This window comes from Candidatus Velamenicoccus archaeovorus (assembly GCF_004102945.1).
GTDB lineage: Bacteria > Omnitrophota > Gorgyraeia > Velamenicoccales > Velamenicoccaceae > Velamenicoccus > Velamenicoccus archaeovorus.
The window spans coordinates 283,750-297,852 of record NZ_CP019384.1; the positions used below are offsets into that span (position 1 = coordinate 283,750).

11 protein-coding genes are annotated in these 14,103 nt (G+C 56.1%); all 11 read left to right on the top strand.

Annotation, left to right across the window (positions count from 1 at the left end):
• The first annotated feature begins 136 nt into the window (after positions 1 to 136).
• Positions 137 to 1,300, top strand: coding sequence for a methionine adenosyltransferase (gene metK, locus BU251_RS00855; protein WP_128699023.1), 1,164 nt, complete (start codon positions 137 to 139; stop codon positions 1,298 to 1,300).
• Positions 1,301 to 1,428: 128 nt separating this feature from the next.
• Positions 1,429 to 2,676 (top strand): adenosylhomocysteinase, encoded by a 1,248-nt coding sequence (gene ahcY, locus BU251_RS00860; RefSeq protein WP_128699024.1) that lies wholly within the window; start codon positions 1,429 to 1,431, stop codon positions 2,674 to 2,676.
• Positions 2,677 to 3,142: 466 nt separating this feature from the next.
• A complete protein-coding gene (locus BU251_RS00865; RefSeq protein WP_128699025.1) occupies positions 3,143 to 4,831 on the top strand; it encodes a mucoidy inhibitor MuiA family protein in 1,689 nt (562 codons plus the stop codon).
• A gap of 49 nt (positions 4,832 to 4,880) precedes the next feature.
• Positions 4,881 to 5,006: a hypothetical protein gene (locus BU251_RS09580; RefSeq protein ID WP_275405395.1), complete on the top strand. Its 126-nt coding sequence runs from the start codon at positions 4,881 to 4,883 to the stop codon at positions 5,004 to 5,006.
• On the top strand, positions 5,006 to 5,965 hold the full coding sequence (pfkA, locus tag BU251_RS00870) for a 6-phosphofructokinase (RefSeq protein WP_128700926.1): 960 nt from the start codon (positions 5,006 to 5,008) through the stop codon (positions 5,963 to 5,965). The genes BU251_RS09580 and pfkA overlap by 1 nt, the downstream gene beginning before the upstream one ends.
• A gap of 52 nt (positions 5,966 to 6,017) precedes the next feature.
• Positions 6,018 to 7,331 carry a class II fructose-bisphosphate aldolase gene (locus BU251_RS00875; protein WP_128699026.1) on the top strand — a complete coding sequence of 438 codons (1,314 nt, stop codon included), beginning with the start codon at positions 6,018 to 6,020 and terminating at the stop codon, positions 7,329 to 7,331.
• Positions 7,332 to 7,452: 121 nt separating this feature from the next.
• Positions 7,453 to 9,111 carry a dihydroxy-acid dehydratase gene (gene ilvD / locus BU251_RS00880; protein ID WP_128699027.1) on the top strand — a complete coding sequence of 553 codons (1,659 nt, stop codon included), beginning with the start codon at positions 7,453 to 7,455 and terminating at the stop codon, positions 9,109 to 9,111.
• A gap of 22 nt (positions 9,112 to 9,133) precedes the next feature.
• Positions 9,134 to 10,810: a biosynthetic-type acetolactate synthase large subunit gene (ilvB, locus tag BU251_RS00885; protein ID WP_128699028.1), complete on the top strand. Its 1,677-nt coding sequence runs from the start codon at positions 9,134 to 9,136 to the stop codon at positions 10,808 to 10,810.
• Between the two features lie 94 nt (positions 10,811 to 10,904).
• Positions 10,905 to 11,378: an acetolactate synthase small subunit gene (gene ilvN, locus BU251_RS00890; protein ID WP_228767819.1), complete on the top strand. Its 474-nt coding sequence runs from the start codon at positions 10,905 to 10,907 to the stop codon at positions 11,376 to 11,378.
• Between the two features lie 85 nt (positions 11,379 to 11,463).
• The gene (ilvC, locus tag BU251_RS00895) at positions 11,464 to 12,453 is read left to right on the top strand and encodes a ketol-acid reductoisomerase (RefSeq protein ID WP_128699030.1); all 990 of its coding nucleotides are present in this window, start codon (positions 11,464 to 11,466) and stop codon (positions 12,451 to 12,453) included.
• A 109-nt stretch (positions 12,454 to 12,562) separates the two neighbouring features.
• On the top strand, positions 12,563 to 14,101 hold the full coding sequence (locus BU251_RS00900) for a 2-isopropylmalate synthase (RefSeq protein ID WP_128699031.1): 1,539 nt from the start codon (positions 12,563 to 12,565) through the stop codon (positions 14,099 to 14,101).
• The last annotated feature ends 2 nt before the right edge of the window (positions 14,102 to 14,103 follow it).

Sequence of the window (14,103 nt, forward strand, 5' to 3'; positions counted from 1 at the left end):
AACATTATCCCTTGCGTAATCATCTTGAAAATTTTTGTCTGCACCCAGCCTCGCCAGAGCTTCGGCGGGCATCCATAAATTTTCAAGATACGCTTCGGGATTAATCCGCCGGAGGCGGATTAAGGAGGAATCTTAAATGACGAACAGGAAATATTTTTTTGCGTCGGAGTCCGTAGGCGAGGGGCATCCCGATAAGGTGTGTGATCAGATCTCGGACGCTGTCTTGGACGAGGTGCTCAAGAATGACGAAAAGGGGCGGGTGGCCTGCGAAACGTATGTGACGATGGGCCTGATCATTGTCGGCGGCGAGATCACCACCAGGTCTCATATCGATATCCATGGTCTTACGCGCCGCGTCCTGGAGAACATCGGTTATACGCACCCCAAGTACGGGTTCGATTTTCATACCTGCGCCATCCTGAATGCGATCAACAGGCAATCTCCAGATATCTCCCAGGGCGTTGACGCCGGCGGCGCCGGAGACCAGGGCATCATGATCGGTTATGCCAATGACGAGACCGATGAGCTTATGCCGTTGCCGATCATGCTGGCGCATAAGCTGGTGCGCCGTTTTGCCCAGGTGCGCAAAGAGGGGATCCTGCCCTATCTGGGGCCTGATTGCAAATCCCAGGTGACCGTTGAATACGAGGGCGGCTTGCCCAAGAGGGTCGACAATGTCGTTTTGGCCTGTCAGCATACCGAGGACATCCTGGATAAGTCCGGCAATAAAATCACGAAAAAAGCCCGCCAGGAGATCATCGATGTCGTGGGCGGACCCGTCCTCAAGGGGCTCGTGGATGCCAAGACCACTTATTTCGTCAACGAGACAGGCAAGTTCGTGATTGGCGGCCCGCAGTCGGATACGGGGATGACCGGCCGCAAGATCGTCGTCGATACCTATGGCGGCGTTACGTCGCACGGCGGCGGCGCTTTTTCCGGAAAAGATCCGACCAAGGTCGACCGCTCGGCGACATATATGGCGCGTTACATCGCCAAGAACATCGTGGCCGCCAGGCTCGCCAAGAGATGTTTCATCCAGCTGGCTTATTGTATCGGCAAGGCGGAGCCGGTGAGCCTTTTCATCGACACCTTTGGGACAGGGCAGGCGTCGGATGAAAAGATCGAGTTGGCCGTGCGCAAGATCTTTGATCTGACGCCGCAGGGGATCATCAGGCATCTCGATCTGCGCAAGCCCAAGTATCTGGCGACGGCCTGCTACGGCCACTTCGGCCGCAGCGAAGAGAGCTTTACGTGGGAAAAGACGGACAAGGTGGAAGCGCTGAAGAAAGAGGTTAAGTAAAAAATCGTTCATTGAGTTGATAGAGTTCGTTGAGTTTGTTTTGAGTGAAGCCCGCGTGTCGTTTTTAGCCCAAGAGACTCAACGAACTCAAAAAACTCGACAAACTTTTGGTTAAATAGAGGAGACAGATGCCTTACGATATCAAGGATGCGTCGTTGAGCAAAAAGGGAAGGCTTAGGATCGAGTGGGCGGACGATAACATGCCGGTCCTGAATCTTATCCGCAAGAGATTCGCTAAAGAAAAACCGCTGGCCGGGACAAAGGTCGCCTGCTGTCTGCACGTGACCACGGAGACCGCCGTTCTCATGCTGACGCTCAAGGCGGGCGGCGCGCAGGTGAGCCTGTGCGCATCCAATCCGCTCTCGACGCAGGACGACGTGGCGGCATCTCTCGCCAAAGATTACGGGATCCCTGTGTTTGCCATCAAAGGGGAGGATCATAAAAGGTATTACAAGCATATCGAGGCCGTTCTGGCCACAGAGCCTGACTTGACGATGGACGACGGCGCCGACCTAGTTTCGGTCATCCATAAGAGGAAAGGGCATATTCCTTTGGGCGGGACGGAGGAGACGACGACGGGCGTCATCCGCCTGCGGGCCATGGAGAAAGAAAAGAAGCTTCTTTATCCTATTATCGCCGTCAACGACGCCCAGACGAAATACCTTTTCGATAACCGTTACGGCACGGGACAGTCGACGATCGACGGCATCATCCGCGCGACGAACAAGCTCGTCGCAGGCACGAATTTTGTCGTCTGTGGTTACGGCTGGTGCGGCCGCGGCGCCGCCATGCGCGCCAAGGGGCTGGGCGCCAACGTGATCGTCATCGAGGTGGATCCTTTCAAAGCCTTGGAAGCGGTCATGGACGGTTTCCAGGTGATGCCCATCGCCCGCGCGGCGAAGATCGGCGATATTTTTTTGACGGTCACAGGTGATATCAACGTGATCAGACCCGAGCATTTCCTTGTCATGAAGGACAAGGCGATCGTCTGCAATTCCGGGCATTTCAATGTCGAGATCGATATCCCCGGCTTGCGCCGGTTGAGCCGCAAACAGCGCATGACCCGCGATTTTGTCGAGGAGTTCATTTTGCGCGACGGCCGCAGGATTTATCTTCTCGGAGACGGCCGCCTGATCAACCTGGCCGCCGCCGAAGGGCATCCGGCACAGGTCATGGACATGAGTTTTGCCAACCAGGCCCTGTCTGCGGAATTCATGAAGAAGAATTGCCGCAAGCTTGAGAAAAAAGTGTATAAAGTTCCCGTCGACATCGACCGCCGCATCGCAGAATTGAAGTTGGATTCCATGGGGGTTACGATCGACCGCCTGACGATGGAACAGAAGAAGTATCTGGCAAGCTGGGAGATGGGCACGTAGTGCGGCGCATAGTGCCCGACATCAAGGAACGCCCCTCGTCCAAAAGTCGGACTCGGGGTTATTCGGCCAGGCAACTTATGTTCACTCGCGTTGCTCGTTCCTTAAGTTGCGGCCTCATTAAGAGATGGGCACGTAGTGCGGCGCATAGCGCCAGACATCAAGGAATTGTCCCGACAACAAAACGCATCAAAAATTTCTTTGAAATTTTTTCGCTGTTGTCGGGATCAATTCGGCCGGCAAGCTTATGTTCACGTATGTTCCATAAGCTTGGGCCTCATTGGGAGATGGGCACGTAGTGCGGCGCATAGTGCTCGACATCAAGGAACGCCCCTCGTCCAAAAGTCGGACTCGGGGTCAATTCACCCCTGGAGTAAAGATTAAGGCCCCTCGTTTCTGAGATAGGCGCTGAAGGAAGCTCGGGGTCAATTTCGCACAAACTCATTCAGCGGGAAATTGAGAGGAATCCATGAAGCGAGGGATGAAGGTCTTCAAGGTTTTCTTTATCGTCGCATTATCGTTGGTTGCGGCATGCCCCGTTTTCGCCAAAGACGTCGATTCTCGTATCAGCCAGGTGACTGTCTATCCTGATAGTGCGCTCATCACAAGGGTAGGTACGGTCGAGCTGGCCGTCGGCGCTCAAGAGATATCATTTGCCGATATCGTCCCGGACATCGATGAGGATTCCCTGAAGGTTTCCGGCAAGGGGACGGCTTCCGTCAAGATCATGGGCGCCCGCGTGAAAAAGGAATTTTTGCAGGAAGCGGCCGGGACGCACGTCAAAGAACTTGAACAACAGATCCAGGCTGCGGCAGATGAGCTTAGGAAGATCGGCGACGCCAAAAGTGTCGCGATTTCCAAGAAACAACTGCTGGATGCGGTTTTAAGTTTTTCCTCGGATCAGTTGCCCGAGGACATGGCGACGAAGATGCCCCAGGCCAAAGAGTTGGGCGATCTCTTGAGTTTCCTGGACGCTTCTTATAAGGATTATTACGCCGTTCTTCAAGGCCTGGATGTCAAGGAAAGGGATGTCCGTAAACAGCTGGACGTCCTGCAGAGGGAATTGGCCCAGATATCCCGTTCCCAGAAAATGAAGAGGTCCATCGCCGTCGATGTGGAGGCAACCAGGGCCGGTTCTTTGACGTTGGAAGTAACGTATCTGGTCCGCGGCGCGTCCTGGTATCCGGTGTATGAGGCGCGCACGCATTTTGATAAATCCCGGGTGGAGCTTGTAGGTTTTGGCGTCGTTCGCCAGAAGACAGGCGAAGACTGGGAGGACGTGGAGGTGACGCTTTCCACGGCCAAGCCGACGGTCTCGGGGCACATGCCGGAGCTTTCATCGTGGATCCTGAGGCCTTATCAGCCGCCTCAGTCTGCCTCCAGACGTAAAGGGATTTTTAGCTCGAAAGCAATGCTTGTTGCTGAAGATCAGGCGATGGATAAAGAGGAGTTGATGGAGGTTGCGGGTGCTTTGGCGCCGGCAGAGGAAGAGGCCAAGATGGAGTATGCCGCCGTTGAAGAGAAAGGCGTTTCCATCGTTTATAAGATTTCCAAGAAAGCGTCGATCAAGGCGGACGGTTCCGAAGAGAGGCTGCCGGTCCTGGCGCAGGACCTTGACGCCAAATTCCAGTATTCGGCGTATCCGAAGGCAAGCGCCTTTGCTTACCTGACGGCGCGCGTCACCAACCAGAAGGATCTGCAGCTCCTGCCCGGCCGCATGAATGTGTTTTTGGAGGGGGATTTTGTGGGGGTTTCTCAGTTGGCGGCGATAGCGCCAGGCGAGGAGTTTGATCTCTATCTGGGCATTGACGAGAACGTCAAGGTCAAGAAAGAAGAGATCGAGCGCAAGGTCGATGATGTCCTTTTGGGCGGCATTCCGGCTCCGAACCGCAAGATCATGATCGTCTTCAAGACCACGATCGAGAATTATAAGAACAAGGATATCACGTTTGAGCTGTTCGATTCCGTCCCCGTCTCAGAAGACGAGCGCATCAAGGTGCGTGTAGAACGCGTCACGCCGGAACCGAAGGAAAAGGATTATAAGGACAAGAAGGGCGTCTGGCGCTGGGAGCTCAAGCTGGACCCGCGCGCCAAAAAAGAGGTTTCCTACACGACGATCATCGATTATCCGAGAAGCCTGAGAGTGGAAGGGCTTTAAACGCAGTTGTAGGCGTGAAGCGTGCCGGCGACGAGAGGAAAATATGGCGTTGAAACGCATCGCAGTCTTGACCAGCGGCGGTGACGCACCTGGGATGTCCGCCAGCGAAGCTGGCGAGATCTCGCCGGTCGCCATCTATCCGACGACCGGCGGAAATGCCGCAGGAGAGCCATGATTAAGCGAATAGGCGTTTTGACTTCCGGTGGCGATGCTCCCGGCATGAACGCAGCCATCCGCGGCGTCGTGCGCACGGCCTTTGCCCATAAGCTGGAAGTTTACGGCATCTTCCGTGGCTACACGGGATTGATCAACGACGATCTCAAGCCCTTGACCCATCGCTCGGTGTCGAACATCATCAATCGCGGAGGCACGATCCTGAAGACATCACGGTGCCCCGAGTTTATGACTAAAGAAGGCCAGAAGAGGGCAGTCGAGATCCTGCAGCGTAATTCTATCGACGCGCTTGTTGTCATCGGCGGCGACGGCAGCTATCGCGGTGCGCAGATCCTGGCCCGCGAATGGCATATTCCTTGCGTGGGCCTGCCGGGGACTATCGACAATGATTTGAACGGAACAGACAGGACCATCGGTTCGGATACGGCGGTGGAGACGGCGCTCGACGCCATCGACAAGATCAAGGATACCGTCAATTCCATGGAAAGAATTTTTGTCGTCGAGGTGATGGGTCATCACAGCGGCTACATCGCCCTGAAGTCGGCCTTGGCCGGCGGCGCCGAGCAGGTGCTGATCCCGGAGGTGAAGTTCGATATTCAGGATATCTGTCACGAGATCACCGAGGGCTATATCAGGGGAAAGGCGAGCTGGATCATCGTCGTGGCCGAGGGGGCGATCAAAGGAATGGAGCTGGCCCGGCAGATCACAGAGATCACGGATCTGGAAACCCGTGTCGTCGTTTTGGGGCACATCCAGCGCGGCGGAAGTCCGACAGCCGAGGACCGCATCCTCGGCAACCGGCTGGGCGCGGCGGGCGTGGAACTCCTTATCAAGGGCGTCAGCGGCGTAGCTGTCGGCGTCTTGAACGACCAGGTCCACGTCGTGGATTTTGAGGAAGCGCTGAGACCCGTGACGTTTGACACAAAAGAAGACTTGAGATTGATTAAACTGTTAACCTAGTTTTTGCGTTTTTAAAAGCGAAAACTCATCCGATGTGAAAGGAGTCGTAAGCATGGACAGCAAGAAGATGGACAGCCTGGTGATGGACCTTGTGACGGGGTCTGACGCCAAAACAAAAGAAAATGCGGTCAATGCGATCTGGCAGGCAGCCTACAGCGCAGATGTCTGGCCTGCTTCGATCCATGATTTATATAAGGCCAGGGGCGAGGGCAAACAGGGCGGCTACACGGTGCCGGCGATGAACCTGCGCACGTTGACCTACGATATGGCGCGCGCCATTTTCAAGGAAGCCAAGAAGATCAACGCGGCTGCATTCGTTTTTGAGATCGCCCGTTCCGAGATGGGCTACACCGACCAGAAGCCTCTGGAGTATACGAGCGTGATCCTGGCCGCGGCGGTGCGTGAGGGATATCAGGGCCCGGTTTTCATTCAGGGCGACCATTTCCAGGTCAACGCCAAGAATTATCAGGCAGACCCTCAGAAGGAAGTCGAGAGTCTGAAAAAACTGATCAAAGAAGCGATCGAGGCGGGTTTCTATAACATCGATATCGACAGTTCCACCGTTGTGGACTTGAGTAAGGAAGATCTCCTGGCCCAGCAGAAACTGAATTCCGAGATCTGCGCGGAACTGACCGCCTATATCCGCGGCATCCAGCCGAAAGGCGTTACCGTTTCCGTCGGCGGCGAGATCGGCGAGGTGGGAAGCAAGAATTCCACCCCGGAAGATATGCGCGCTTTCATGAAATTGTATCTGGAGAAACTTCCTCGGGGCATGGAGGGGATCTCCAAGATCAGCGTCCAGACAGGCACGAGCCATGGCGGCACCGTTCTGCCCGACGGAACGATCGCCAAGGTGAAGCTCGATTTTAACGTGTTGAAGAGCATCTCCGAAGTGTGCAAAAAAGAATTCAAGATGGCCGGTTCTGTCCAGCACGGCGCATCGACCCTGCCCGAAACGGAGTTTCACAAGTTTCCGGAGTTCGACGCGGCGGAGGTGCACCTGGCGACACAGTTTCAGAACATGGTGTTCGACAGCCCCCATTTTCCCGCAGACCTGAAGAAAAAGATCTACGATTGGCTGAAGGTCGAGGCCAAGAACGAATTCAAGCCGGGCATGACCGATGAGCAGTTTTTCTATAAATCAAGGAAGAAAGCCCTTGGGCCGTTTAAGAAGGATATCATGTCCATCAAGGAGAGGGGCATGATCGCCAAAGAGGTCGAGTCCAAGTTCGCGTTCCTCTTTGACCAGTTGAAGATCAAGGATTCCGCCAGGGCTGTTAAGCAGTTCATCAAAAAGGTCAAGGTCGAGATGGCCTTTAGCGCCGAGCATCACAAGAAGGCCGAAGCGTTCGAGGGAGATGATTAAGCGAGACCCGACCTTGTGTCGGGACGAGCTTACCCCCGCCGTTTTGTTTCGTTTATGGTGAGCGTTGCGAACCAAAACGAAACAGCGGGGGTAAATTGCAGATAAAAAGCGAGGGCAATTTATGCGATCCGATGCCATCAAAAAAGGTGTTGAACGCGTGCCGCACAGAGCGTTGCTGCATGCCACCGGTGTTTCCCGAAGAGACATGTCCAAACCGTTCATCGCGGTGGCGACAAGTTTCAACGACATCATCCCCGGGCATATCGGCATGCGGGACCTGGAGCGTTTTATCGAACGCGGTATTGCCGCCGGCGGCGGCGTGCCGTTCTTCTTTGGGATCCCCGGCATCTGCGACGGCGTCGCCATGGGGCATCCCGGCATGCGTTATCCTTTGGCGTTGCGCGAACTGATCGCCGACTCCGTGGAATCTTTTGTCAACGCCCACAGCCTCGACGGATTGGTCTGCCTGACGAATTGTGACAAGATCACACCGGGGATGTTGATGGCGGCGGCGCGTCTGGACATCCCGACGATCGTCGTGACGGCCGGCCCCATGCTTTCCGGCCGCTACAAGGGCAAGCGTCTTTCTCTGGTGGGCGACGCCTTTGAGGTGGTCGGAAAATTCAAGCGCGGCGAGATCGGCGAGGCGGACCTGGCCTGTTTTGAGATGGAGTCCTGCCCGGGCGCGGGCGCCTGCCAGGGATTATATACAGCCAATACGATGGCCTGTATTACGGAAGCCATGGGCATGTCTCTGCCGGGATGCGCCACAGCCTTGGCTGTTTCCGCCAAGAAACGCCGTATTGCCGAAGAGTCCGGTGAGGCGATCGTTAGACTGGTCAAGAAGAACGTGACGTCGCGTTCGATCATGACGCGCAAGGCTTTTGAGAATGGTATCCGTATCGATCTGGCGCTGGGCGGCTCCACAAATACCGTCCTGCACCTATTGGCCATTGCCAGGGAAGCGAATGTGTCTTTAGGCCTAAAAGATTTCGACCGTTTGAGCAAGCAGACGCCCCATATCACCGATCTCCTACCGGGCGGCAAACATTTTATGGAAGACCTGGATTACGCAGGAGGTATTCCCGCCGTCATGAAGAGGTTAAAGAGCAAGATCGCGGTCTGTCCGACGGCGAGCGGCCTTTCGACGCACCAGATCGCCGACCGGGCCGTGGTCAGCGATGAGAATGTCATCCGTTCGATAGACGAAGCGTATCACGAAGAGGGCGGTATCGCCATCCTGCACGGCAATCTGGCGCCGCGGGGTGCGGTGGTCAAACAGTCCGCCGTCAGCGAGGCGATGAGCGTCTTTACGGGTAAAGCGAGGGTTTTTGAACGTGAAGAGGACGCCCAGAAGGCGATCCTTTCCGGAGATATCAAGTCCGGCATGGTCGTCGTGATCCGCTACGAAGGGCCCAAAGGGGGTCCCGGGATGCGCGAGATGCTGGCGCCGACCGCTGCCATTGTAGGGATGGGCCTGGCCGACAGTGTGGCATTGATCACGGACGGCCGGTTCTCGGGCGGCACGCAAGGCTGCTGCATCGGCCATGTTTCTCCAGAGGCGGTCGAGCGGGGGCCTATTGCGGCCATCAAGAACGGCGATGAGATCCTGATCGATCTGCCCAGAAGAAAATTAGAGTTGAAAATCTCCGCAAAAGAGTTAAAATCAAGGCTTAAAAAGGTCAAGATCCCTGCTCCGAACGTGACCGGAGGTTACCTGTTGAGATATTCGCGGATGGTTTCTTCGGCTGATGAAGGAGCTATACTTAAACCTTTTTAGCATAAAGAGATACATTCCATCCATGGCTACAATGAATGGCGCACAGATATTGATTGAATGCCTCCGACGTGAGGGGGTGGAGGTGATCTTCGGTTATCCCGGCGGTCAGATCCTCCAGACGTTCGATGCCCTCTACGATGTCAAGGATATCAAGTTTATCCTGACGCGTCACGAGCAGGGGGCGGCCCATGCCGCAGACGGCTACGCGCGCGCGACCGGTAAAGTGGGCGTCTGCATATCGACCTCTGGCCCGGGGGCCACAAACCTGGTGACGGGCATTGCGAACGCTTTTATGGATTCCATCCCGTTGGTCGCCATCACGGGCCAGGTCCGGACGTATTTGATCGGCAACGATGCTTTTCAGGAATCAGACGTGACGGGCATCACGCGGCCGATCACCAAACATAATTTTCTGGTCAAGGATATCAAGGACCTGGCGCGCACGGTGCGCGAGGCGTTCTATATCGCATCTACGGGCCGGCCGGGACCGGTCGTGATCGATTTTCCCTCGGATGTCCAGAACGCGAAGATGGAATTCGAGTGGCCGGAATCGGTTTTCTTGAGAAGCTATCAGCCCCGTTTTGAAGGGCATCCGGGTCAGATCAAAAAGGCCGCCAGGATGATTGAAAAGGCCTCGCGCCCCATCCTCTACATCGGCGGAGGCATCATCTCGTCGAACGCCAGCGAGGAGCTCAAGGTGCTCGCCGAAAAAAATCTGCTGCCGGTGACGACGACGTTCATGGGCCTGGGGGCTTTTCCCGGCGCGCACCCCTTGTGCCTGGGGATGCTGGGGATGCACGGGACGGCTTACGCCAACCATGCGATCATGGAATCCGACCTGATCATTGCGATCGGGGCGCGTTTTGACGACCGCGTGACCGGCCGCATCGACGCCTTCGCGCCGCATGCCAGGATCGTTCATATCGATATCGATCCGACGTCCATCAGCAAGAATATCCGCGTGGACGTGCCGATCGTCGGCGACGCCAAGGAGATCTTACGCGACCTGATCGGCTATATCCGCAAGAAACCCGACACCGCCGCGTGGCGGGCGCAGATAGATAAATGGCGCAAGCAATTTCCGTTGGCGTATAAGCAGGACGATGTCTTGAGGCCCCAGTTTGTCATTGAAAAGATCCAGGAGTTGACGAAGGGGGATGCCATCATTGCGACGGAGGTGGGTCAGAACCAGATGTGGGCATGCCTTTTCTATCAGCACGCCCATCCTCGCACGTGGATTTCGTCCGGCGGCCTGGGCACGATGGGGTTCGGCCTGCCTGCGGCCATCGGGGCGCAGTTGGGACGGCCGGAGAAGGTCGTTTTCGACATCGCCGGCGACGGTTCGATCCAGATGAACATCCAGGAACTGGCCACCGCCGTGCAGAACAAGCTGCCCGTCAAGATCGCAATCTTGAACAACGGCTATCTCGGCATGGTGCGCCAGTGGCAAGAGCTTTTTTATAACAAGCGCTATTCCCATACGCCGATGCAGAACCCCGATTTCGTGAAGCTCGCCGAGGCCTATGGCGCCAAAGGCATGCGGATCACGAAAAAAGAGGATGTGGTCGCGGCGATCAAGGAAGCCTTGGCGACGCCCAACGTCGTGGTGATGGATTTCGTTATCGAGCCCGAAGAGAACGTTTTTCCTATGGTGCCGGCAGGCGAGGCCTTGAACAGGATGCTGGGAGGGATGGCGTAGTAAATTTTTGCTTTGCAAAAATTTACAGAGCAATCGAGCAATAGAAATTAGAAAATAGACAAAGTTTTCCATTGTTCAAAGCAAGGATCATATCGTGAAGCATACAATCTCTGTTTTGGTCGAAAATCGCTTCGGTGTTTTGGCGAGAGTGGCGGGGTTATTTTCCGCCCGCGGCTACAACATCGATTCGCTGACGGTCTCCGAGACCCAGGACGCGAGCGTTTCGCGCATGACGATCGTCGTCAATGCCGAAGACGAGAGGATCTTGGAGCAGATCAAAAAGCAGCTTAACAAGCTCATCGACGTCATCACCGTGACGGACTTTACCAAGAAGGCTTACGTCGAGCGGGAGCTGGCGTTCATCAAGATCCTGATCGATCCCAAGACACTGCCGCAGCTTCGCCGCATCATCAAGCGCGCCAAGGCGGAAGTCCTCGTCAAGAAAGACGATTACCTTGTCGTGGAGGTGGCGGCGGACGCCGATCACGTCAGGAATCTCATCGGCGAGCTGAAAGCCTTCAAGGTCCTGGAGCTTGTCAGGTCAGGACGCGTGGCTGTAGCCATATAGAAAAATAATCGGGAATAACAAGATAGCAGCCGGCTGCGATGAGGAGAGAAGCGCAGCCGGGACATACCAGAAAGGGGAATGCTTTATGAAAATCTATTACGACAACGATGCGGATCTTTCGTATTTAAAAGGCAAAAAGATCGCGATCATCGGTTATGGGATCCAGGGCCGCGGCCAGGCACTGTGCCTGCGCGACAGCGGTTTGGATGTCGTGGTTTCCGAGATGGCGGGAACGCCTAATTTTGAGCAGGCCAAGAAGGACGGCTTCAATCCTGTGAGCGCGGCTGAGGCCGCGGCCCAGGCGGACGTCATCCAGATCCTGACGCAGGACCACGTGCAGGCCAAGGTGTATACCGAGGCCATCAAACCGAACCTGAAAAAGGGCAAGGTCCTTGTTTTCTCGCACGGCTTTAACATCCGTTTCAAGCAGATCAAGCCGCCGAAGAATATCGACGTCATCATGATCGCGCCCAAGGGCCCCGGGGCTCTCGTGCGCCGCATGTATGAAGAGGGCAAGGGCGTTCCATGCCTCGTTGCCGTCCATCAGGATGCTTCCGGCAATGCCTTGAAGATCGCCCTCGCTTACGCCAAAGGTATCAAGGGGACGACGGCCGGCGTCATCGAGACGACGTTTGCCGAAGAGACGGAGACCGACCTGTTCGGCGAACAGGCCGTTCTTTGCGGAGGCGTTTCAGAATTGATCAAGGCGGGTTTTGATACGCTGGTGGAAGCCGGTTACCAGCCGGAGATCGCGTATTTCGAGGTGTTGCACGAATTGAAGCTGATCACCGACCTGATCCAGGAACGCGGCATTTCCGGGATGAGGCGGGGTGTCTCCAACACGGCCTGCTACGGCGATCTGTCGCGCGGTCCGCGTATCATCACCCAGAAGACGCGTAAAGAGATGAAGAAGATACTGAAGGAGATCGTCAAAGGCAAATTCGCCAAAGAGTGGATCGGCGAAAACGTTGCCGGGCGTCCGAATTTTGACCGTCTGCTCAAAGAGGGCGACGAGCACCTGATCGAAAAAGTGGGCAAGCAGCTTAGAGAAATGATGCCCTGGATGAAGAAATAAAGGTTTGATCCAGATGAGCTATGCACCTGCAGCTCACGGGATAAATTCGCCCAGACAACTTATGTTCGTTTGCCGATTGCAGCAAGCTCCATAAGTTGTGGGCTCATTTATGGACAAGCTGATTATCTTCGATACAACGTTACGCGACGGCGAACAGGCGCCCGGCGCGACGCTCAACGAGCGCGAGAAGATCGAGATCGCGCGCCAGTTGGTCACGCTCGGCGTCGACGTCATCGAAGCGGGATTTCCCATATCTTCGCCGGGGGATTTCCGCGCCGTGAACCGCATCGCTTCAACGGTCAAGGGGGTCGTGATCTGCGGTTTGGCCCGGGCCGTGACGAAAGATATCGACGCCGCCTACAAGGCGACGAAGCCCGCGCGCGGCGGCGCCAGGATCCACGTGTTTCTGGCGACGTCGAAGATCCATATGCAGTACAAGCTCAAGAAAGCCGAAGACGAGATCCTGCGGCTGGCGACGGAGTCCGTCAAATACGCCAAGAAATACACCAGAGATGTCGAGTTTTCCCCGGAGGACGCCTCCCGCACGGAACCGGAATTCTTGTTCCGCGTGCTGGAGGCCGTCATCAAGGCCGGGGCCACGACCGTCAACATCCCGGACACCGTCGGTTACGCCTATCCGGCGGAATACGGCGCCTTGATCCGCTCGATCCACGAGCGCGTGCCGAACATCCATCGCGCGGTCATCTCCGTCCATTGTCATAATGACCTGGGGCTGGCCGTGGCCAATTCTCTGGAGGCGGTGAAGTCCGGCGCCCGCCAGGTGGAGTGCACGATCAACGGCATCGGCGAACGCGCAGGCAACGCGTCGATGGAAGAGATCGTCATGGCGGTCAAGACCCGCCGCGACAGCTTTCCCCATGTCACGGCCGCCATCAACACACAGGAGATCTACAAGACGTCGCGGCTGGTGAGTAAATTGACCGGTTTTGTGGTCGCGCCCAACAAGGCGATCGTCGGCAACAATGCCTTCCGCCACGAGTCCGGCATTCACCAGGACGGCGTCATGAAGAAGCGCTCAACGTATGAGATCATCGCGCCCGAGGACGTCGGTTTCACCGGCACGAGCCTTGTTTTGGGCAAGCACTCGGGCCGCCATGCGTTTGAAAAGCGGCTCGCGGAGATGGGCATCACGGTTTCCGGCGATGAGCTCGTCCGTGCTTTTGAAAAATTCAAGGAACTGGCGGACAAGAAAAAGAACGTCTATGAGGAAGACATGGTCTCCCTCATAGAAGATGAGATCAATAAGCCCGCCGAGATCTGGCAGATGGCCGCCGTTTCCTATGCCAGCGGCACGCATGTGACGCCCAGCGCGACCGTGCGCCTCAAGAAGCAGGGCAGGGGTTTCAGCGTTACCTCGACGGGGGACGGTCCCGTGGACGCCTGCTATAAAGCCATCGAGAAGATCACCAGGATCAAAACACGCCTCCTGGATTACAGGATCGAAGCCGTCACATCGGGCAAGGACGCGCTCGGCGAGGTCGCCGTCCGTGTCCAGTCGGGCAAAAAGATCGCCATGGGCCGCGGTTCCTCCACAGATGTGATCGAGGCTTCTGCCAAAGCGTTCCTGAACGCCGTCAATAAGCTTGCCTCCAAGAAAAAAGGCCCGGACGGCACTCTTCCCCTATAACC